A 19,794-nucleotide genomic window follows, 5' to 3' on the forward strand; every position below is an offset into this window, starting at 1 on the left:
GTGGCGGAACAGGAGGGCGGCTAAAGTTGAGTGCTCAATTGCCTGGCAAACGCTGGAACTGTGCCGGAGCGGCCAGCTGTTGTTGGCCTGTCAGTACGTTCGGATTCCAGTGTTGAATAGCCCAGTCCAGCAAGCGCTGGTTGCCGTCTTGCTGCAGTTCAATGGGGGGAGACTGCTTGAGCCATTGCAGCGCAGTCCAGAGGGTACTACCGGAATCGTCAGGTTCTAACGCCCGTGCGAGATTTTGTTTGCTGAGCTTCTGGCCATTTTGTTCCACTGCCACCGGGATATGGGCATAAATCGGCGCTGGCCAGCCAAGCGCCTGATAGATCAATAGTTGCCGCTGGGTTGAATCGATCAGGTCGATGCCCCGAACGATCTGGTTGATTCCCTGATCGTGATCGTCGGTAACCACTGCCAGCTGGTAAGACCACAGCATGTCGCGCCGACGAATTACAAAATCACCAATATCCTGTGCCGGTGACAAACAGAATTGCCCTTGCAGACGATCATCAAAACAGAGCGGCTCTTGCTGCGTGGAGCGGACTTTGAAACGCCAGGCGCAGCTGTCGGGCAAGTCCGGGTTTTCTGGTACCGGAGCAAGACAGTGGCCATCCAGATGCAGGGTGTTTTGCAGTTGTTTACGCGAGCAGGCGCAGGCAAAGGCATCACCTTGCTGAATCAGTTGATCCAGCGTTGCCAGATAGTTGTCGTGACGCTGGCTCTGATAACGAACTTCGCCATCCCAGTGCAGCCCGTAGGCATCGAGAATTTGCAGAATCCGGCTGGCCGCCGTTGGATCTTCCCGTGGTGGATCAATATCCTCGATCCGTAGCAGCCATAGGCCATGCTGTTGGCGCGCATCCAGATAACTGGCCAGTGCTGCCAGCAAGGAACCAAAATGCAGCGGCCCGGTAGGAGAGGGCGCAAAACGACCGATGTAGGGAGCAGCGAAGGAATCAGCAGGAAAATCTGGCATAGGTGCAACCAGCAAAACGGGCAGGAAGGAACTGGAAAGAGAGACTCATAAAACAGAACAGGGCGCCGTAGCGCCCTGAACAGGATTAAACACCCAGCTGTTTTTCCTTGATTTCAGCCAGGGTTTTACAGTCGATGCAGAGGTCGGCTGTTGGACGGGCTTCCAGACGACGGATACCAATCTCAACACCGCAGGCATCACAGAAACCGTAATCACCCTTGTCGATTTTGTCGATGGTCTTGTCGATCTTCTTGATCAGCTTGCGCTCGCGATCACGGGTACGCAATTCGAGGTTGAATTCCTCTTCCTGGCTGGCACGGTCGTTGGGGTCCGCGTAGTTTTCCAGCTCGGTCTGCATGTGTTCTTTGGTGCGATCGACCTCTTCCATCAGCTCCTGTTTCCACTTGCGAAGGATTTCCGCAAAGTGCTCCAGCTGAGCGTCGCTCATGTACTCTTCATCAGGGGAAGCCTGATACGGAGTGAAATCTGTCAGAGCAAATTCTTTCTTCTCTTGCGGCATGGTATTGCTGCCTCACACGTTATTGGGTTCAAGCAACCGAACACATTGCCCCGAAAAATCGGTTTCAGATGGCCTGATTACCGTCCTTTTCACGGGCCCCAAAAATAATAAGGCGGGGAAACTATCAGATTCCTGCGCAAGCGCCAACTGTTTCGTAGGGCTATCCCAACACAGATCATGCCCCGGATTCTGCCACTGAGGAAACAGGGTGTTGGTAAAATCTGCCGCAATGAACCGTGATCAGGCCGCTGCCAGCCCCCTTGGCTCGTAAATTAGCGCACTTCTGGCACAATGCTGGCTGGTTCTTTTTTGACAAAACTATTTGGGAAGGCGACGGCATTGAACGATTCAAGAATGTCCGGTATGGCAGAACGCAACCAGCGTATTGCACCGTTTCAGGTCATGGCCCTGCTGGCAGAAGCCCAACAGCTGCAGGCTGGCGGCATGGACGTTATTCACCTGGAAGTCGGCGAGCCGGACTTCACCACGCCGGAACCGATTGCCCGTGCCGGTATGGCAGCCATCGCTGCTGGTAAAACCGGTTATACCCCGGCGCTGGGGATTCCTGAATTGCGCCAGAAGATCGCTGGCTGGTATCAACAGCGTTTTGGCGTAACGGTCAATCCGGCCCGAATTGTCTTGACCCCTGGTGCTTCCGGAGCGCTGCTGCTACTGGCTGCTGCCCGGCTGAATCCGGGGGAGCAGTTGATGCTGGCCGACCCGGGCTATCCATGTAACCGCCATTTTGCCGCCTTGTTTGAAGCTCATGGTCAGCTGGTGCCTGCTGGTCCGGCTGAGCGTTATCAGCTGACCCCGGACATGCTACGGCAGCATTGGCAGCCGTCGACGAAGGCGGCATTGGTTGCCAGCCCGGCCAACCCAACCGGTACTGTGCTGTCGCTTGATGAACTGGCTGCTCTGAATAGCCAGGCCAAACAACTGGGTGGTGAGCTCTGGGTTGATGAAATCTATCAGGGCCTCAACTTCACCTGTGAGCCAGAGACGGTACTGTCGGTTGCCGATGACGCTGTGGTGCTGAACAGCTTCTCCAAATATTTTGGCATGACCGGCTGGCGGCTGGGCTGGACAGTGGTACCAGAAAGCTGGGTGCCAACTCTGGAAACCCTCGCTCAAAACGTCTTTCTGGCTCCATCAACACCGGCCCAATATGCGGCACTGGCGGCCTTTGATGATGAAACCGTAGCGATTATGGAACAGCGCCGGGCGATTCTGGCTGAGCGCCGGGATTACCTGCTGCAAGCGCTGCCGGAACTGGGTTTCAACATTCCGGTGACGCCTGATGGTGCTTTCTACGTTTATGCCGATGCCAGCCGTTTTACCAATAACAGCCTCGACTTCTGCTTGCGGGCGCTGCGTGAAACCGGCGTTGCTTTCACGCCGGGTGTCGACTTCGGTGATTATCAGGCGCTGACTCATGTGCGTTTTGCCTTCACCGCCGATATTGAACGGCTCAAGCTGGCGGTAGAGCGGCTGGCCAACTGGCTCAAACAGGCGGCCTGATGAAGTATCAGAATGGATTATTGAGCGGCCGTCTGATTCAGCGTTACAAACGCTTTCTGGCAGATATCGAACTGGATAACGGTGAGTTGATTACCGCTCACTGTGCCAACACCGGTGCCATGACCCATTGTGCCGATCCGGGTTGCCGGGTGTGGGTGTGGGACAGCCAGAACCCCAAACGCAAGTTGCCCTACAGTTGGGAATGGACGGAAGTTGCCGGTCGCTGGAAGGCGTGTGTGAACACGGCGCGCGCCAATCAGCTGGTTGAAGAAGCCTTGTTGGCACAGTTGGATACATCAAAAACGGATAGTCAGCACTGGCTGCATGGTTATCAGCAACTGCGCAAGGAGCCCAGGGTCGAAGATGGCCGGTTGGATTTTTTGATCAGTGGTGAGCAACAGCCTTCTATATATATAGAAGTAAAAAGTCTGACTCTGCCACGTCACGAACAGCAAGTCGGATTGGGTTGTTTCCCGGACGCCCGTACAGAACGGGGTCTCAAGCATTTGCGGCGACTGGCGCAATTGCAGCAGCAAGGTCACCAGGCGATCCTGTTGTTTTGTGTGTCACTGGAAGGTATTGAGCAGGTGGCAGCGGCTGCTGATGTAGACCTGGATTATGCCGCTGCACTGGCCGAGGTACAGCAGCAGGGCGTAAGGGTCATCGCCTGGCCGGTTCGTTTTGATGAAACTGCGGCCAGTATGCAGCTGGATGTCAGCCAACCCTTGCCATTGCGAGCAATTTAACCAAGCCACTTTTGGCTCTTCAGAGCTAGCGCTCGTGGCCTTTCAGAGTGAGAAGCGTATGAAACGACTGTTACTTTCGATCATGTGTTGCACGACTGCCTTGTTGGCTAACCCGGCGGCGGCCGAGGAAGAAGAATCCCTCTGGGATATGATCGTTAACAAGGGCAAGGAATGGTTTTCAGACGGCAAGGAAGTCGCCGGTAAAGGTGCTGACAAAGGCGGTGAGCTGGTCGAAAAAGGCGTCGATAAAGGCTCCGAGCTGGCCAAAAAAGGCTATGAAGCCAGCAAGGATGCGCTTGGCGATGGTTATGACAAGGGCAAGGAGCTTGCCCGGGAAGGTTATGACAAAGGCAAGGATATGGCCAAAGAGGGTTACGACAAAGGCAAGGACATGGCCAAAGAGGGTTATGAAAACAGCAAGGAAGCCGTGCAGGACGGCTATGAGAGCGGCAAGGAAAAAATGAAAAAGCTGTTTGAATAAGGCTCTGATGCGGTAGCCTGATTATTCCGGCTGCAGCCAGATCTGGCCGTCACGAACCTCGCAAGCCAGTGGCAGCAAGGCGTCGCCAACACAAGGGCCAGCGATACACAGACCGTCATGAATGTTAAACAGCGCGCCATGGGTACTGCACTGGATAAAATGGTTGTCGATATCGAGAAACTGGTCCGGCTGCCATTCCAGCCGAATCCCCCGATGCGGGCAGGAATTGTGGTAGGCGTACAGGTTTGAGCCCTGTCGTACCACCAGTACAGGTTTGTCATTTAGCTCAAAGCCCCGGGCCGTGCCGGGTAGCAGCTCATCGAGTGAACACAGCGGGATCAATGATTCGGTCACGGGTCAGACTCCGGATTTATCAGTCAGTGTCAGGTAAAAACCAATGCAACCCGGATTCTACCAGCGAAGTTACAGTCACGAACAACACCGCCACAGTCACGACTATTGTCAGCTGGTGTTGCCGGTCACGGGTACGCTGGAGATGGAAATTGATCAGCAGCAGGGGCTGGTGCAGGCCGGTAGCCAACTGGCGGTGGTGAAGGCGGGTCAGCAGCACGCCTTTGCGGCGGCAGGCGATAACCGCTTTCTGGTACTGGATCTGGCGCTCGATCAACAACAGCTGAAGTTACAGCCGTTGCCTGCGTTTATCTCACTGCACCCTGGTCTGGCAGGTTATATCCAGTGCCTGGATCATCAATTCCAACAGGCCACACTGACGCCCGGTCTGCAATGGCAAATGAGCAGTCTGCTGCTGGAGTTGTTGCCAACGCCTGCGGTGTCACTGACTGATGCGTCGGCGGCCCGCCGTATCGCCCAGGTGCGGCGCTGGATCGACCAGCATTACGCTGAGCCGCTCGACGTTAATCAGCTGGCCCGCACGGTGCACTGGAGCAGTCGGCAGTTGCTGGCGCAGTTTCAGTTACAGCTCGGCCAAAGTCTGCGGGACTATCAGCTGGGCGTCAGAATGTGGCATGGCCGTCAGCTGTTGCAGCAATCCGGCGCCAGCGTGCAGCAAATCGCCGAGCAGCTGGGTTACAGCGAGCCAACCGCCTTCAGTCACAGGTTTCGCCAGCAAACCGGGCTGTCACCACGGCAGTATCGGCAACAGTTCCGTAACTGATGCCACTGCGCGAAAGCCAACAGCAAGTGTTCCGAATCCCACAGGTTTTGCTGTTGCCAATCGACTAGACTGCGGCGTTTCGCAGACCCTCGGAAAGATTTTCTTATGACTGCTTCTGAAAGCCGGGTTTCACCGGCACTGGCGACCCTGGTCGGCTCCAGCGCTGTTGCCTTGTGGGGCTCGCTGGCGCTGTTTACCCGTTTGACCGGCGGCCAGATTCCGCCCTTCCAGCTGATGGCAATCAGCTTTGCCACCGCCTTTCTGGTGATGCAAATCCGCTGGTGGTGGCGTGGCGAAAGTGGTCTGCAATATGCCCGGCAGCCATTGCCAGCCTGGTTATTGGGTGTCGGTGGTTATTTCAGTTACCACGCCTGTTATTTCGCCGCCATGAATCTGGCTCCGGCCGTGGAAGTCAGCCTGATTGCCTATCTCTGGCCGTTGTTTATCGTGCTGCTGAGCACCCTGGTGACCGGTTTGCCGTTGTTATGGAACCATCTGCTGGGGGCGCTGTTGGCGTTGGCAGGGTGCTGGTTATTGTTGTCTGGCGGTGATACCCGCTTTGATGGCGATTACCTCAATGGCTATTTATTGGCCTTTGGCTGTTCGCTGATCTGGTCCGGTTTTTCCGTCACTACCCGCAAGATGCAAGCGGTGCCAACCGATGCTGCAGGCTGGTTTTGTCTGGCTACGGCGGGCTTGGCGCTGTTGATGCACTTGCTGCTGGAAACCAGCGTCTGGCCGGCCAACAGTTTGCAATGGCTGGCGTTAGTGGCGCTGGGCGTTGGCCCGGTTGGCATCGCTTTTTTCACTTGGGACTACGGCATGAAACACGGCAATCTGGCTTTGTTGGGAGTGATTTCCTACTTTGCGCCGCTGATATCCGTGGCACTGCTGTTACTGGTGGGTGAGAGTGAATGGCGGCTGGAAATTGGTCTGGCAGCAGTAGCTATTAGTTGCGGTGCCTTTTTGGCGTCCTGGTCTGGTAAAAAGGATAAAAAAATGGCCGCTCAATGAGCGGCCAAAGCAACCGTGATTAGCTTGATGAGAGAGATCACCCACAGCCTGAATACTGTGACTGAACACCGGCGCTATCGCTAACGTCGATAAGCAAACAATATTGATTCTCATTTAATTAGTCAAGAATAATTCTCATTTATTTTTTGGCTGGCTCATTTGGTTGCGTTCAGCGACTTATGGATGACGCAAGCGGGTCCCCAGCTCGACCGACATCCGCAGCTCATCGGCACTGATTTCAGTCGGGAAATAACAACCACTGACGCGGGCATTGGCGAGGCTGACCCCATCCAGTCGACAGCCGCGGAAGTCGATACCACGTAAATCTGCGCCACGGAAATAGGCGTTGGTCAGATCCATGCCCTGAAAGTGAATGCCACGCAGATCCAGTCCGCGCAAGTCGGTGCCGCGCAGGTCGCAGCTGGCGCCATCGGCAATCGCCTGGTTGAATCCAGTGACGTCGTCGTGTCTCAGCATCTGGTATAGGGGATCCTGACTGATGCCTGGTGTGGCCATGGAAAACCTCGTTGATTTAGACTTTATGCAAATCAGTATAGATGAGCCTGCATGAACCGACGGTCGCAAGCCTTTTTATTAACCAGTAGCTGGACAGATCAGCCCGGTGAGCAGGATTCAGAGCTGACGTTCTGGTGGCATTCGCCAACCGGATCGATCAAACAGACGCTGCGGCAACCGGCAGTGTGTTTTATCGCCGAGTCCGAACAGCAGCGCGCCGCCGCCATGGCAAGCACGCTGGGCTGGCCAATTCAGTTTCGTGCGCTGGCGCTGAAGAGCTTTGATCAGACTGCGGTGTGCGGTTGCTATTTACCCGCCAGCTATTTGTATCGCTGGCGTGACTTGCTGGCCGAGCAGGGCATAGTCTGCCGCGAAGTTGATATCCGTCCGACGGACCGCTACCTGATGGAGCGTTTTGTTTATGGCGCTGCTGAACTGCAATGGCAGCAAGAGACTGCCGTGGCAGCCGTCGACGACATCAGTGAACACCTGCTGATTCAGCAGACACGTATGAAGCCCGGCGATTACCGGCCGCAGCTGCGCTGGTTGTCGCTCGATATTGAAACCTCGATTCCCCGCCAGGGTGAAAGCGTCAAGCTCTACTCGGTTGGGCTGGTGGCTGAAAATTTCCGTCAGGTGTTACTGGTCAACGAACATGGTGCTGCGCAGGCGGCAAACGATACCGCGCTCGATATTCGCCGTTTTGCCACGGAAGCGGACTTATTGGCCGAGCTTAACCTGTTACTGGCCCGGCTTGACCCGGATGCCATCATTGGCTGGAACCTGATCCAGTTCGACATCGACGTGCTGGTGCAGCTGTACCGCCAGCACCGCATAACCATGACCTGGGGCCGTGACGGTTCCCGGCTGAAGTGGCGGCGCCGTCGGGATATGCCGGATCGGGTGTCGGTGCAGATGGCCGGGCGGGTAGCGCTGGATGGCATCGAATTGTTGCGGGCTGCCAGCTTCCAGTTCGAAAGTTTCTCGCTCAACTTCGTTTCCGAACAACTGTTAGGTGATTCCAAGCTGCTGACCGGCAGTCAGCGCGGTCATGACATTCAGCGTTTGTATGAAACCGATATCGCAAGTTTTGCCGCCTATAACCTGCAGGACTGTGATCTGGTCTGGCGGATTTTTGCCGAGGTGAAACTGTTTGAGTTTGCCATCGAGCGCAGCCTGATGACCGGCCTGGCGCTGGATCGGATGGGCGGTTCGGTGGCGGCGTTTGAAAACCTCTATCTGCCCAGATTGCATCGGGCGGGTTACATCGCACCGAATATGGGCGAGGGCTACAAGGCGGAAAAAAGCCCTGGCGGTTACGTGATGGACTCCCGTCCAGGGCTGTTCGAACACGTGTTGGTGCTGGATTTCAAAAGTCTGTATCCGTCGATTATTCGCACCTTCAAGATTGATCCTATGGGTTTAATAGAAGGGCTGACGACTGACGCCGCTGAGACTTTACCTAACGACCATTGGGTGCCGGGATTTTTTGGCGCTCGTTTTCACCAGCAACGGCATGTGTTACCGGATCTGATCCGTATGCTGGGGCAGCGGCGGGATCAGGCCAAACGGCAGGGTAACAAACCGCTGGCACAGGCCATCAAGGTGATTATGGCATCCTGCTATGGGGTGTTAGGTTCGGAAGGCTGCCGCTTTCACGATACCCGCTTATCGGCTTCAATCACCAAACGCAGCCACGAAATCATTCTGGCCAGTTCGGAATGGATCGCCTCGCAGGGATATGAAGTGATTTATGGCGATACCGATTCGGTGTTTGTCTGGTTGCGCAAATCGGTGTCGGACGACGAAGCCGACCAGATAGGGCAGCAGCTGGTGCGGAATCTCAACCTCTGGTGGCAGCAGCAGTTACAGCATCGTTTCAACATTGAAAGCTTTCTGGAGATGGAATACGAAACCCATTACCGACGCTTTTTTATGCCCTCGATTCGGGGGGCCGAAACCGGCAGCAAAAAGCGTTATGCCGGGCTGATTACCAATGCCGATGGCCAACCGGAAATGGTCTTCAAGGGACTGGAGGCCGTGCGCTCCGACTGGACACCGCTGGCGCGGCTATTCCAGCAGCAGTTGTATGAGAAAATTTTCCTGCAGCAACCCTATGCTGACTGGGTGCGCGGGTTGGTGAAACAGCTGTTGAACGGCGAGCTGGACGACCAGCTCAGTTACCGCAAGCGGCTGCGGCAGCCCTTACACCTGTATCAGCGCAACGTGCCGCCCCATGCGCGGGCGGCAATGAAACTGGACTTCTGGCGCCAGCAAAACGGCCTGTTGCCAATGTATCGCAACGGCCGTGGTGTGATCGAATATCGAATCACTGCCGCCGGACCTGAGCCCTTGTACGACGGGGAGGATTCCGACCTGCAATACCCATTGGCCGCGCCGGACTACCAGCACTATATCGACAAACAGCTACGCCCCCTGGCCGAAGCCATTTTTCATTTTACCGGCGACGACGTTGATGACCTGTTGGGTACTCAGGCGTCGCTGTTTGGTTAGTTTGCGGCTGTATCTGAACCTGTGCCAGTTGTTGATGAGACAGTGCTGACGCTTGCTGTGGTTGTAGTTGTAGTTGTGGTCCAGGTACAGCTGCTGTCAGCAACAAAGGTGCCGTTGATGCCATAACCGATATAGCTGATGTTCAGGGCGGTCAGAGTGGTGGTTTCCGTTATCTGCACAGGATCTGATACATAGTTATAGGTGCAGCTGGGATCATCGTATGCAAACGTCGCCGTCATCCCGTTTTCGCCTTCCTCAAATACTGACTCTCCGCTATCGGCATCTTCTACGGGCGTTGAATCCAGCTTGAACAACAGCAACGAGGTTTGTTCCGGCTGGCCAGACAGGTAGCTGTCGTCGTTACCCAGGTAATCCCAGCTGGTATCAGCCATGCGGGAATCGGCCTGCACGGCAATTTGATAGGAGCCGCCGACGTATTTGCTGTCGAGGCTACTGCAGCTGGTCATAACGCCATCCGTCATGGTGCAGTCGAGGGGTAAGGTGACATAGCCGGTGCGGAATATATTTTCGTCACCAATGCTGACGCGCTGAATCGCGCTGTAATCGAGGCTGGTATTTTTCACGGCGACAAAATAGCTTTCACCACGGCTGAGGTCAGTGTGGACCAATGAATCGCTATCCGGCGTGAAGCCCCAGAACAGGCTGGCAACGGTAAAGCTGGCGTCGTAATTATCCGGATACAGCGCCGCCTCAAAAATCGCCACGGCATCCGGGGTCAACTGGTTGCCATTGATATCCAGCAACGCCAGTAGTTTGACTCGTGTGGTCAGGTCATCAGTGGAGTGGTCACCAGAGAGAGGGTTTCTGTCTCGTAGGTAACCGCCTGATCCCACGATGGTGCAACCCAGGTCAGGGTGGTGGAATCATCAGCCGTGCCGGAACCACTGGAGCTGGTTGTACTGGAGTCGGAGGATGAGCTACTGCCGGAATCAGACGATGACCCTGAGTTGAAGCCGGAACCACTGCTGCCTCCACAGGCTGTCAGTATCAATGAGCAAAACAGGCCGAACGCGATCTTTGAGTTCATAACAATTCCGTTTATTCGATAAGCCTATGCCCGCAAACCAGGGCTCTTTCTCCAAAAGGCCTGCTGCGGGGCTATGATTAACCAAAACCAACCACTGGAACTGGTTCACGCTTTCTGAAGATTCTAGCATCCCGGGCCGTGTTTCATGCCAGCTTGTTGGTGACTCAAATGAGGTCGAACCAGACTGATTGTGAATCGCTCGATGATGCCGCCGCTGTGGATGCAACCAATGAGCCTGTATGGGGTCGGTGTTTGATAGATATTAGTGCCACCTTGCGAGTGCCGGTTGCTGGCGTAACCAGATAGCGGGCTTTCTTGGCAGTCGGTTTTTATGACAAGGGACATTCCATGATTCGAACACTTTTTGTTGATGAACTTGGCCAGAGCCAGACTGGCGGTGAAGAGCTGTTGCAACAATGGCGCGACAGCGGTTCCGGCCGCTTATGGCTGGATTTGATGTCAGATGGCAAGGAATACCAGCAGGCGGAGCGGCAGTTCTTGCTGGAGCTGGGTTGCCACACGCTGGCGATTGAAGATGCCCAGCGCGAACGTCACCCGCCGAAGCTGGAAGAATTCGATGATCAGACCTTTATTCTGTATCGCGGCATTGCCGAGCTCGACAGCGATCTGCACTGGAAGTCACAGTCGATTTCGTTTTTTGTCAGTGAGCGGTTGCTGATCAGTTATCACCCGTTGCCGGCGAACAGTGTTGATCAGCTTATGAAGGCTAATGGCGGAGTGCATTTGCAGCGTTGTCCGGCACAGCTGGCGCTGCGCATTATGCATACCTCGGCGGGTTTTTACGTTAATCACCTGCTGGCGTTTGAGGACAAGCTCAGTGAGGTTGAAGATGCCATTCATGCTCATGGCTCTGACGACCTGATGAAACAGCTGATGCAATATCGTTCGCGGCTGGTGAAGATGCGGCGGATTTTTAACTATCACGAGAACATCACCGACGAGCTGAAAGACAGTGATCAGATTGGCTTTGATATCGAAGGCGTCGAGCTGGATCACACCATCAACGACCTGCATGACCGCTTTGAACGGCTGGCCAGCTTGACCTCGATGTTCTACGACATCTGTGGAGACCTGATTGATGGTTACCTGGCGGTGACCTCGCACCAGCTGAATAACACCATGCGGGTATTGACCGTAATTACGGCGATTTTTGTGCCGCTGGGCTTTCTGGCCGGGCTGTATGGTATGAATTTCGATTACATACCCGAGCTGCATTTTAAAGGCGGATATTTCATTTTGCTGGCGGTAATGATCAGTATTGCGCTGGGTTTACTGAGCTGGTTCCGCAAGCATAAATGGCTGTAGACATGTTTGTCAGGATATTGATAAATGTTAAATGGTTATCAGATGTGGATGGTTATAATTGAGATGGTGAATCCTCTATTTATAAGGAGATAGATATGGGCGAATGTTATAAATCTGGAGATTTTAAAAAATACTTTGATGAGAATATGAAGGCTTTGGGATTGCCTGTTCCTGGCACATTATTTGATACGTACAACTCTGCAATAGCCACCATGAGTACGATGTCAGGAACACTAAGTCAGCATGGAAAAGGCGCGACTATGGCCGAGTTGATTGGTGCTACGACAGGACTTGAGCAGTTGGCTGTGGCTGCCTCAATCGGCGCTTCAGCATACACAGGCGCTGCTATTGGTAGCTTGTCTGTAGCGGCAGGAAGATCACTAGGATGTGGATCCCAGATATCTGATTTGTTTGTATTTGTCGAAAGAAATGGACTGGAGTTTCCAGGCTGGAAAACTTTTTACTCTCTTAATCCAGAGATTTTAGGAACTCAAGTGACTTATCAGGGTAGCTTTGCAATGAAGGCCAGGAACGTTCCAAACTCTTTTGAATATGCCTGAATTTATGAAAAACTTAGCTTTTTTACTAGGGTGTGTTGTTGCCGTAGTGATCGCTTGGGGGGCTTTTAGATACTTTGGTAACGATATGTTTTTATTTATGTTGTTAGTTACCTTTGTACTTCTTATGAGAAATGGCAAGGGCCCCAGGTTTGGTCGTGATTCAAATAACGAAAAATAATGATTTGGTAATTTGGTCTTGATAATACGTCGTAGGGGCTTCCTTACGACGTTATTTCTGATAAGGGAATACAGCACGGGAAGCAGAAACGAGAAGACAGGACTGCCACTCATGATTTCTACGAGTACAGATTGGGGCAAGCAAGTTCGGCATCAATAAACCGCGTTTGTTGGATCAAATAACACGGCCGGTTTAATCCATATCCATACTTCTCCAGCCATTTGCCTGATCCGAATCGACGAAAAGGACGACGTGGTCGTGGTCCCGCCAATGTGCCAATAGAATTCCGACTGTCCCCAAATTAATCTAAACTATCTACTTCTAGAAAAAAGTCGGTTAGCAGTCATTGTAACTTCTTTAGGAGGTGCAAAATATGTTCAACCATAATCTCTGGCTCGTAACGCGTAGAACTTTTAACCCACCATTCAATGGTTCCCGTCATAGCAGAAGCGACAAAATGGTACTTTATTTCTTGATGAATAAAATCTTTATCGTGATGGTTTTGATTTGCCTTTGTTAAGCCTGAAAAAACCATTTCCTGCAACGTTTCTTTGAATGATGTTGCACCACCATTCATAAGTAATGTTTTAAAGACCTCGACATTTTCTTCGATGTACTCAAATGTAGTCAGCATAAGCACTTCTGGACTTTCTGATGAACATTCTTGTTGAAATGGAGCGATACAACTAGCGATGTATTTTTTTAACAGGTCATTTTTGTCAGAGTAATGGGAATAAATAGTCCCACGGTTTACATTGGCTCTTTGGGCGACTTCGTTAATTGATATTTTATCAAAATCTTTTTCATTCATGAGTTCTAATAACGCATCGAAAATAGCTTTCTGTGTTCGTTCAATTCTTCTATCCACAAGTCACCCCATAAACTTTTTATCAACACTTTCTTGGTTAGTGTTGTTTAACCAACATTAATGAAAAACCTGTCTATTGCACTTCTTACAGGTGCCTCGTAAATTTGCAGTTAATAACATATGCTGGTTAGTAAATATGTGTTTATTTTAATTGTTAGTGGGGTAATAGCAAGTTATGACGAACCAAAATAACCATAAAGAAGTGAATCAGGCAGGCCAGAAGCCCTCGATTACTGTGGAGGTTTGGTCAGACTATCTTTGCCCTTGGTGTTTCATTGGCGAGTGGAATATAACTAGTGCCCTCAATGATCTAGGCGTAAGATTCACCAAGGAGCACAGAAGCTACCAAACAAACCCAACGCAGGGTGATCCAGAGTCTATTTACGAAGTTGCTCTGAAATATGGGATGGATCTTGATAGTGCACGCGATAGAGCGAAGCAAATAGAGCAGTCTGGAAAAAGGTCAGGACTCATTATCCATATGGATAAAGTACGGATGGTGAATACATTTGATGCCCATTGTTTGGTTGCTTATGCCAAAACTCAAGGGGTTGAGAACACAGTTTCTGACCGACTCATGGAAGCTGCATTTGTTAAAGGGTGGAATATTGCAGATATCGACCAATTGATAGCCATAGCCGTCGATGAAGGGTTAGACGAGCAATCCGTAAAAAGTATCTTACTCAAGAAGCAATTCAAAAATATTGTTGAGGATGACATCTCAAACAGTCAACGAATGGGGGTTAAAAGTGTTCCTTATTACCGCATCAATAATCGATACGAAATTTCAGGAGCTAATTCAAAAGAGCAGTTCAAACACTACATCCAGTCAGTATTAGAAAAAGAAAAACTAGATAACATGCCTTCTGCAAGAAGCTGTGGGGATGCTGGCTGTATCATTTCCGAATGAATACTAAATTGATATTATGAACATAAAGAATAAATAGTGAGGATGAAATGATTTTAGTAACAGGTGTAACTGGTCAGCTCGGTTTTGCAACGATTAATGAACTTAATAAACATGTGCCTTCAAATGGTATTGCAGCACTTGCTAGAAGCCAAAATGATAAAACGAATGATTTATCGGATAGAGGTATAGACATCAGATTTGGTAGTTACAATGACTATGAATCCCTCGTATCCGCATTTCAGGGCATCGACAAATTGCTTTTTATTTCAAGTGGGGAAGCATTTGCCGATTTTACACTGCATGAAAATGTCATCAAGGCCGCTCAAACTGCCAATGTAAAACAAGTTATCTACACAAGCACGCAAAGAAGCACCGCTATTGATGAAAGTTGTTTGTCAGAAGACTTGCATGGATGGACTGAATACGCTTTAAAAAAATCGGGGTTAAATTATGTCATCTTGCGTAACTCTCCATACATGGAATCTATCCCTCAAATATTAGGTCAAGGCGTTTTAGAGAGTGGGTATCATGCGCCTGTTGGAGAAGGTAAAATCTCGTTTGCTACACGCACCGACATGGCATTAGCAACAGCCAATGTCCTATGTTCTCAGGGACATGATTTCAAAACATATGATTTGGGTGGGATCGAATCAGTTAGTTTTGGTGAAATTATAGATGAAATAAGCAAGGTAACTGGGAAAGACATTCCTTTTTCGTCCCCTGAAACCGATGATTACATCAAGAGCTTAACAAGTGATTCGTTTCCAGAGGCTGCAATACAAGCATTAGTGGGATTTGCGAACCAAGTGAATTCCGGATATTTCGATAACCCCTCTAATGACTTAGCTAGCTTGATAGGGCGCAATCCAGTTTCAGTAAGCGAATTTCTGAAGCAAACATTCGCAGATTGATAAAGTTCAGGTTTATATTCTTATCCAGTTTGAGTTTCATTGGTAAAAAACTGAAACCCCAATAGGGTAAGCTTGATTGAATAGTGAAGAAAATTTGCATCAATACTTAAATGAATCTGTAAAAAGCCAATTTAGAAAATCAACAACTCATAAATGTCCAGCATTGAGCTAGATATTGATCAATATTTATTAGCGCTTCACCAAGTTTAGTAGTCGTAAAGAACCTCAAGCTTTTTATATGACTACACGATGCCGACAACCTCGCCACCAACTAGATAACAGCGAACACTATATTTTTTGGAGCCGAAAACCTTATTGATGAAATACGTTTAGGTGTAAAGGTAGATCGCTGAATTAAGGAAGATCAACTGCCAATTAGTTAGTCAGGATTCTTCCATCTTGTTAACAGTTTGTCAGTGCGCATGCACACTTTCTGGGTAAGCCAGTTTCTGAAAAGACAGGATAACTATCTGAAAAATAGGGATTAAATTCCATTTTCAGATCAATCCATTCTGAGAAAGCAGGCCCAGCCGGGCAGGCTGCGCACTAACACCAGTTTCACTTACGCATATGGCTGTAAACCTGCGCAAGAACCGTCCATGTATCAGGAGCTTACCGTAGCAGCGCTCGGGAAAGTGCGCAAGCCTGCTGAAAAGCGCACATTGCTTTGGGTGTGCTTTCCATTATATGCGCCACATGCATACATTTATGATCAAAAAAAGGGGGGGCAGTGATTTTCAGCGCTTTTCTCAACAAGATCCGTCGGATAATCTCAGGCCTCCTGATTGATGTAATACGCCTTCGGCTATTAGCATCCTACAGTTTGGAATCTTCAAAAAAGCACCTGCAACAGACTCCTTTTTGTTTCAGGTTGTGGTCAGGCCGTCTCCTGCGCCGGATAAACTGAAGTGCCGTCTGAGTTCACTCTGCTGCTGACAGTGATGCTCTCGTTTGGAGGGGAATGGCTGATTCCGCGATTGGTTGATAACGGAATCAGCGTACGGCGGCCTGGCTCAGGCGCTGGCCCGATTGCCGTTTTCCGGTGCATCGCGTTGTTCGCGGAACTCGGAGGGGGCCAGACCAACCCGGCGGCGGAAGAAGCGCGAGAAGTAGGCTGGGTCGGTAAAGCCCAGTTCGTAACCAATCAGTGATACCGGGATGCTGGAATAAATCAGCATACGCTGGGCTTCCAGCACAATGCGGTCGTAAATCAGGTCGGTGATGTTTTTGCCCGATACCTGTTTGCAGGTGCGGCTGAGGCTGGCGGGTGTGGTGCGCAGTTGTTCGGCGTAAAACTCTACCGGGTGATGCTGGCGGTAATGCTGTTCAATCAGTTGGTTGAGTTTTTTGAAGCGGTCTGTGTGCAGGTCCTGCGGTGCTGCTTCCGGGTCGCGTTCGATATGACGACCCAGCCGGGTCATCAGGCTGAACAGCAGCCAGGCAAACATGGCTTTTTTGCCCGCCGCTTCGTGGCGGTATTCATAATCCAGCTGGCGAATGCCTTGATGGATAAATTCCTGCTCTTCACCACCTTCCAGCGGCGTAATGCCGGGTTGTTCCAGCAACTGCTGCGGGAATGGAAACTGGCGTGAAAAATATTCGTCGTGAATCAGTAGTTGGGAAACGGTAATCACCCAGCCTTCGGTGGCTTCACGTTCAAATTCGAAACCATGGACCACGCCGGCCGGCACGCTGATGATCACCGGGCCTTGCTGTTGGGTTTCCTGACCATCAATCACAATCCGCACCCGGCCGCGTTTGACATACACCAGCTGGTACATGTTGGGGTGGGTGTGCACATTGATTTCCCAGTTGAACAGGCGAGCCCGACTGGGGATGTCTTCGATGTGGACGAACTCGGGGTCTCGCTCGGATGGCGCTTCGCTATAGAGGGTGTAATGCGAAATCGTCATCGGCTGACGCGGAGCTCGTTTGCCGGATAAATGCTGAGGTTCGTTCATAGTCGTATCTTGTTGTTTTTGTTGCGACCAGACGACCGGCCCGTTATGGACCGGTCGCAGGGGAGATCAATCAGGCCGAAAATTCTTCGGTGTCGATCTCAGTCTGTTGTGCCGGGCTGTAACGTGGGCCGGTCACTGTGCTCTGGTTAATCAGCTGGTTCAGTTCAGCAATCACCTCGGCGGACAGTTTGACGTTGCCGGCCTGGAGGTTTTCTTCCATATGCGCAATCGAACGGGTGCCAGGAATGGGTACGATGTGATCGCCCTGGGCGCAAACCCAGGACAGTGCCAGCTGGGCCGGAGTGCAGCCTGCAGATTCGGCAATCTGACGGTATTTTTCCAGCAGCGGCAGGTTGGCCTGGAAGTTTTCCGGATAGAAGCGTGGCATGTTGCGACGAATATCCTTTGGCTCCAGCGCTTCCAGCTCTGCCATGGTTGGCAGGCCGTTGGCGAGGAAACCCCGGGCAACCGGGCTGAACGCAACAAACGCGGTGCCCAGTTCTTTGGTGGCTTGCAACACGGCGATTTCGGCGTTGCGGCTCCAGAGTGAATATTCGGTCTGCAGCGCGGCAATCGGATGCACCGCGTGTGCCTTGCGCAGGGTTTCGGCAGAAACTTCAGACAAACCAATCGCGCCGATCTTGCCTTCTTTCACCAGCTCAGCCAGTGCGCCAACGGATTCTTCAATCGGCGTGTTGAAATCGCGACGGTGCAGGTAATAGAGGTCGATGTGCTCAACCTGCAAGCGACGCAGGCTGCTTTCGATTTGCTTGCGCAGTTTGGCAGGGGAACCGTCAATTTCCTTAACGCCCGTTTCTTCGCCAATCGCCATGCCGCACTTGGAGGCCAGGAACAGCTTGCCGCGTAGTTCTTTCAGCGCCTTGCCTACCAGTAGTTCGTTTTTGCCACCGCCGTACAGGGTGGCGGTGTCGAAGTGGCGGTAACCCATGTCAAAGGCTGCGTGCAGCGCCTTGATGCCATCTTCTTCTGACACCGGAGTGCCATAGGCGTGGGACAGGTTCATGCAACCCAGGCCAATGCCGGGGTTATTGAATTCGGTCTTCAGAGTCATGTGTTTCTCCTTGTACTGGTAGAAAGTGCAGGAAACCGTGATCTTAGAAACAGCAAAACCGGCAGAGCCGGTTTCGGGAGTTGGTTGGGCGGATTGGCGCAGCAGCGTTCCATCAGGAGCGGTAGCTCAGTGGATGAGTTGCAAGGCGTTTTTTGCAGCAGGAGTCCAGACATACCAAGCCGGTAGGCGCAGACCCTGCTGTGAAAAACAACGCAGCAAATCGCCGCTGAATGCCGTTCCAACCAATTACTCAGCGTTCAGCAACTGCTCCAGCTCTTCCAAAGTCTCCATCGCAGGCAGTACCTGGGCAACGGAAGAGTTTGGCTCGCGGCCTTCTTTAACGGCGGCGATGAACTCACGGTCCTGCAGTTCGATACCATTGTTGGAAACGGCAACGCCAGACAGGTCGATCGGGTTTTCGAAGCCGTCTACCAGGTCATCGTAACGGGCGATGTAGGTGCCCTTGTCACAGATGTAGCGGAAGAAGGTACCGAAAGGACCTTCGTTGTTGAACGACAGGCTCAGGGTACAGATAGCACCGCTTGGTACTTTCATGCCGATAGACATGTCCATGGCAATGCCCAGGTCAGGGTGGATCGGACCCTGCAGTGCGCTTACCTTGGTGGCTTTCTCGCCAGTCTGGTATTGGAACAGGTCAACTGTGTGACAGGCGTGGTGCCACAGCAGGTGGTCAGTCCAGGAACGGGCTTCACCCTTGGCGTTGGTGTTGGTACGACGGAAGAAGTAGGTCTGCACATCCATCTGCTGGATTTTCAGCTCGCCGGCAGCGATCTTGTTGTGGATCCACTGGTGCGATGGGTTGAAACGACGGGTCTGGCCAGACATTGCCACCAGGCCGGTACGCTTTTGTACTTCAACCAGCTTGCGAGCGTCTTCGATGTTGTCGGCCATCGGGATTTCAACCATCACGTGCTTGCCAGCTTCCAGACACTGGATCGCCTGGGCAGCGTGCATGCTGGTTGGAGTTGCCAGCAGTACACCGTCTACGTCGTCACGTGCCAGCGCTTCAGCCAGGTCGGTGCAGTAGTGCGGAATGCCGCGATCTTCAGCCACTTTCTTGATGACGTCCGGACGGGTACCAACGACGGATACCACTTCTGCGCCTTCGATGTTGGCAACAGCATCCAGGTGTTTCTGACCAAAAGCGCCAGCAGCGCCTGCAACACAAAGTCTCATTATTCTTCTCCTGATCGGTCGTTTGGCACTCTGGGGCGCCTTGTGGGAGTAACAATTACCATCAATATGCTTACGACCTGGCCATCGTATACCCATTTAAGAGAGTGAGAGCCATGAGAACACGCTGAGCAGGTCGTAAATACACTGGTGGGACAGGCCGTTTGAACAAAAAACTCCCGCGGTGAACCAACTGCGAAATTTCTCCAGGAAGAGAATCTCTGGTAGCACCGCGGGCAACAACACAAAACTCAAAACGACCAAGTTCGAGAAGGCCAATCTATCACTGGCGTCCAGTGGTTAATAATTAATAAACCAGAACAGCTATTCAAAATTGGTA

At 51.8% G+C, this 19,794-nt stretch carries 20 protein-coding genes; 10 read left to right on the plus strand and 10 right to left on the minus strand.

Translation table 11 applies throughout. From position 1 onward, the window contains the following. Positions 1-34: 34 nt before the first annotated feature. Both gluQRS and dksA read right to left on the minus strand, forming a co-directional pair. Positions 35-979: a tRNA glutamyl-Q(34) synthetase GluQRS gene (gluQRS, locus tag K6123_RS16970; RefSeq protein WP_221799918.1), complete on the minus strand. Its 945-nt coding sequence runs from the start codon at positions 977-979 to the stop codon at positions 35-37. 85 nt (positions 980-1,064) lie between these two features. Then, positions 1,065-1,499, minus strand: a complete 435-nt coding sequence (gene dksA / locus K6123_RS16975; protein ID WP_221799920.1) for an RNA polymerase-binding protein DksA — start codon at positions 1,497-1,499, stop codon at positions 1,065-1,067. A gap of 363 nt (positions 1,500-1,862) precedes the next feature. On the opposite strand from dksA, the gene K6123_RS16980 reads away from it, so the two are divergent. The 3 genes from K6123_RS16980 to K6123_RS16990 are packed head-to-tail and all read left to right on the plus strand — an operon-like array spanning position 1,863 to position 4,247. After that, complete coding sequence (locus K6123_RS16980; protein ID WP_343224010.1) at positions 1,863-3,020, plus strand: pyridoxal phosphate-dependent aminotransferase; 1,158 nt, start codon at positions 1,863-1,865, stop codon at positions 3,018-3,020. Continuing rightward, positions 3,020-3,766: a DNA/RNA nuclease SfsA gene (gene sfsA / locus K6123_RS16985; protein ID WP_221799922.1), complete on the plus strand. Its 747-nt coding sequence runs from the start codon at positions 3,020-3,022 to the stop codon at positions 3,764-3,766. The genes K6123_RS16980 and sfsA overlap by 1 nt, the downstream gene beginning before the upstream one ends. Before the next feature lie 58 nt (positions 3,767-3,824). Continuing rightward, a complete protein-coding gene (locus K6123_RS16990) occupies positions 3,825-4,247 on the plus strand; it encodes a hypothetical protein (protein WP_221799924.1) in 423 nt (140 codons plus the stop codon). A 21-nt stretch (positions 4,248-4,268) separates the two neighbouring features. Here the strand turns inward: K6123_RS16990 and K6123_RS16995 are convergent, their stop codons facing one another. Continuing rightward, positions 4,269-4,601 (minus strand): Rieske (2Fe-2S) protein, encoded by a 333-nt coding sequence (locus K6123_RS16995; protein ID WP_343224011.1) that lies wholly within the window; start codon positions 4,599-4,601, stop codon positions 4,269-4,271. Positions 4,602-4,644: 43 nt separating this feature from the next. Here K6123_RS16995 and K6123_RS17000 point away from each other — a divergent pair, with 43 nt between their 5' ends. Further along, positions 4,645-5,382, plus strand: a complete 738-nt coding sequence (locus K6123_RS17000) for a helix-turn-helix domain-containing protein (RefSeq protein WP_221799926.1) — start codon at positions 4,645-4,647, stop codon at positions 5,380-5,382. A gap of 105 nt (positions 5,383-5,487) precedes the next feature. Then, positions 5,488-6,396, plus strand: coding sequence for an aromatic amino acid exporter YddG (gene yddG / locus K6123_RS17005; RefSeq protein WP_221799928.1), 909 nt, complete (start codon positions 5,488-5,490; stop codon positions 6,394-6,396). 177 nt (positions 6,397-6,573) lie between these two features. Here yddG and K6123_RS17010 read toward each other — a convergent pair whose 3' ends face one another. Further along, positions 6,574-6,912, minus strand: coding sequence for a pentapeptide repeat-containing protein (locus K6123_RS17010; protein ID WP_221799930.1), 339 nt, complete (start codon positions 6,910-6,912; stop codon positions 6,574-6,576). Positions 6,913-6,963: 51 nt separating this feature from the next. On the opposite strand from K6123_RS17010, the gene K6123_RS17015 reads away from it, so the two are divergent. Next, complete coding sequence (locus tag K6123_RS17015) at positions 6,964-9,426, plus strand: DNA polymerase II (RefSeq protein ID WP_221799932.1); 2,463 nt, start codon at positions 6,964-6,966, stop codon at positions 9,424-9,426. On the opposite strand, the gene K6123_RS17020 is transcribed toward K6123_RS17015, so the two are convergent. Beyond that, the gene (locus K6123_RS17020; protein WP_221799934.1) at positions 9,423-10,190 is read right to left on the minus strand and encodes a hypothetical protein; all 768 of its coding nucleotides are present in this window, start codon (positions 10,188-10,190) and stop codon (positions 9,423-9,425) included. The two genes, K6123_RS17015 and K6123_RS17020, sit on opposite strands and share 4 nt — an antisense overlap. A 23-nt stretch (positions 10,191-10,213) precedes the next feature. Beyond that, on the minus strand, positions 10,214-10,474 hold the full coding sequence (locus K6123_RS17025) for a hypothetical protein (protein WP_221799936.1): 261 nt from the start codon (positions 10,472-10,474) through the stop codon (positions 10,214-10,216). 348 nt (positions 10,475-10,822) lie between these two features. Here K6123_RS17025 and K6123_RS17030 point away from each other — a divergent pair, with 348 nt between their 5' ends. Both K6123_RS17030 and K6123_RS17035 read left to right on the plus strand, forming a co-directional pair. After that, complete coding sequence (locus K6123_RS17030; protein WP_221799938.1) at positions 10,823-11,800, plus strand: magnesium transporter CorA family protein; 978 nt, start codon at positions 10,823-10,825, stop codon at positions 11,798-11,800. Positions 11,801-11,895: 95 nt separating this feature from the next. Next, a complete protein-coding gene (locus tag K6123_RS17035; RefSeq protein ID WP_221799940.1) occupies positions 11,896-12,360 on the plus strand; it encodes a hypothetical protein in 465 nt (154 codons plus the stop codon). A 521-nt stretch (positions 12,361-12,881) separates the two neighbouring features. On the opposite strand, the gene K6123_RS17040 is transcribed toward K6123_RS17035, so the two are convergent. Beyond that, a complete protein-coding gene (locus tag K6123_RS17040; RefSeq protein WP_221799942.1) occupies positions 12,882-13,406 on the minus strand; it encodes a TetR/AcrR family transcriptional regulator in 525 nt (174 codons plus the stop codon). 175 nt (positions 13,407-13,581) lie between these two features. Between K6123_RS17040 and K6123_RS17045 the strand changes: the two genes are divergently transcribed. Then, positions 13,582-14,316 carry a DsbA family oxidoreductase gene (locus K6123_RS17045; RefSeq protein ID WP_221799944.1) on the plus strand — a complete coding sequence of 245 codons (735 nt, stop codon included), beginning with the start codon at positions 13,582-13,584 and terminating at the stop codon, positions 14,314-14,316. Positions 14,317-14,363: 47 nt separating this feature from the next. Continuing rightward, a complete protein-coding gene (locus K6123_RS17050) occupies positions 14,364-15,227 on the plus strand; it encodes an NmrA family NAD(P)-binding protein (protein WP_221799946.1) in 864 nt (287 codons plus the stop codon). Between the two features lie 1,013 nt (positions 15,228-16,240). Here K6123_RS17050 and K6123_RS17055 read toward each other — a convergent pair. The 3 genes from K6123_RS17055 to K6123_RS17065 form a co-directional block, all read right to left on the minus strand. After that, on the minus strand, positions 16,241-17,188 hold the full coding sequence (locus K6123_RS17055; RefSeq protein WP_221799948.1) for a helix-turn-helix domain-containing protein: 948 nt from the start codon (positions 17,186-17,188) through the stop codon (positions 16,241-16,243). A gap of 70 nt (positions 17,189-17,258) precedes the next feature. Next, positions 17,259-18,260, minus strand: coding sequence for an aldo/keto reductase (locus K6123_RS17060; protein WP_221799950.1), 1,002 nt, complete (start codon positions 18,258-18,260; stop codon positions 17,259-17,261). 246 nt (positions 18,261-18,506) lie between these two features. Next, complete coding sequence (locus K6123_RS17065) at positions 18,507-19,457, minus strand: Gfo/Idh/MocA family oxidoreductase (RefSeq protein ID WP_221799952.1); 951 nt, start codon at positions 19,455-19,457, stop codon at positions 18,507-18,509. Positions 19,458-19,794: the final 337 nt, after the last annotated feature.

The sequence above is a fragment of the Oceanobacter mangrovi genome (genome assembly GCF_019740315.1).
GTDB lineage: Bacteria > Pseudomonadota > Gammaproteobacteria > Pseudomonadales > Oceanobacteraceae > Oceanobacter > Oceanobacter mangrovi.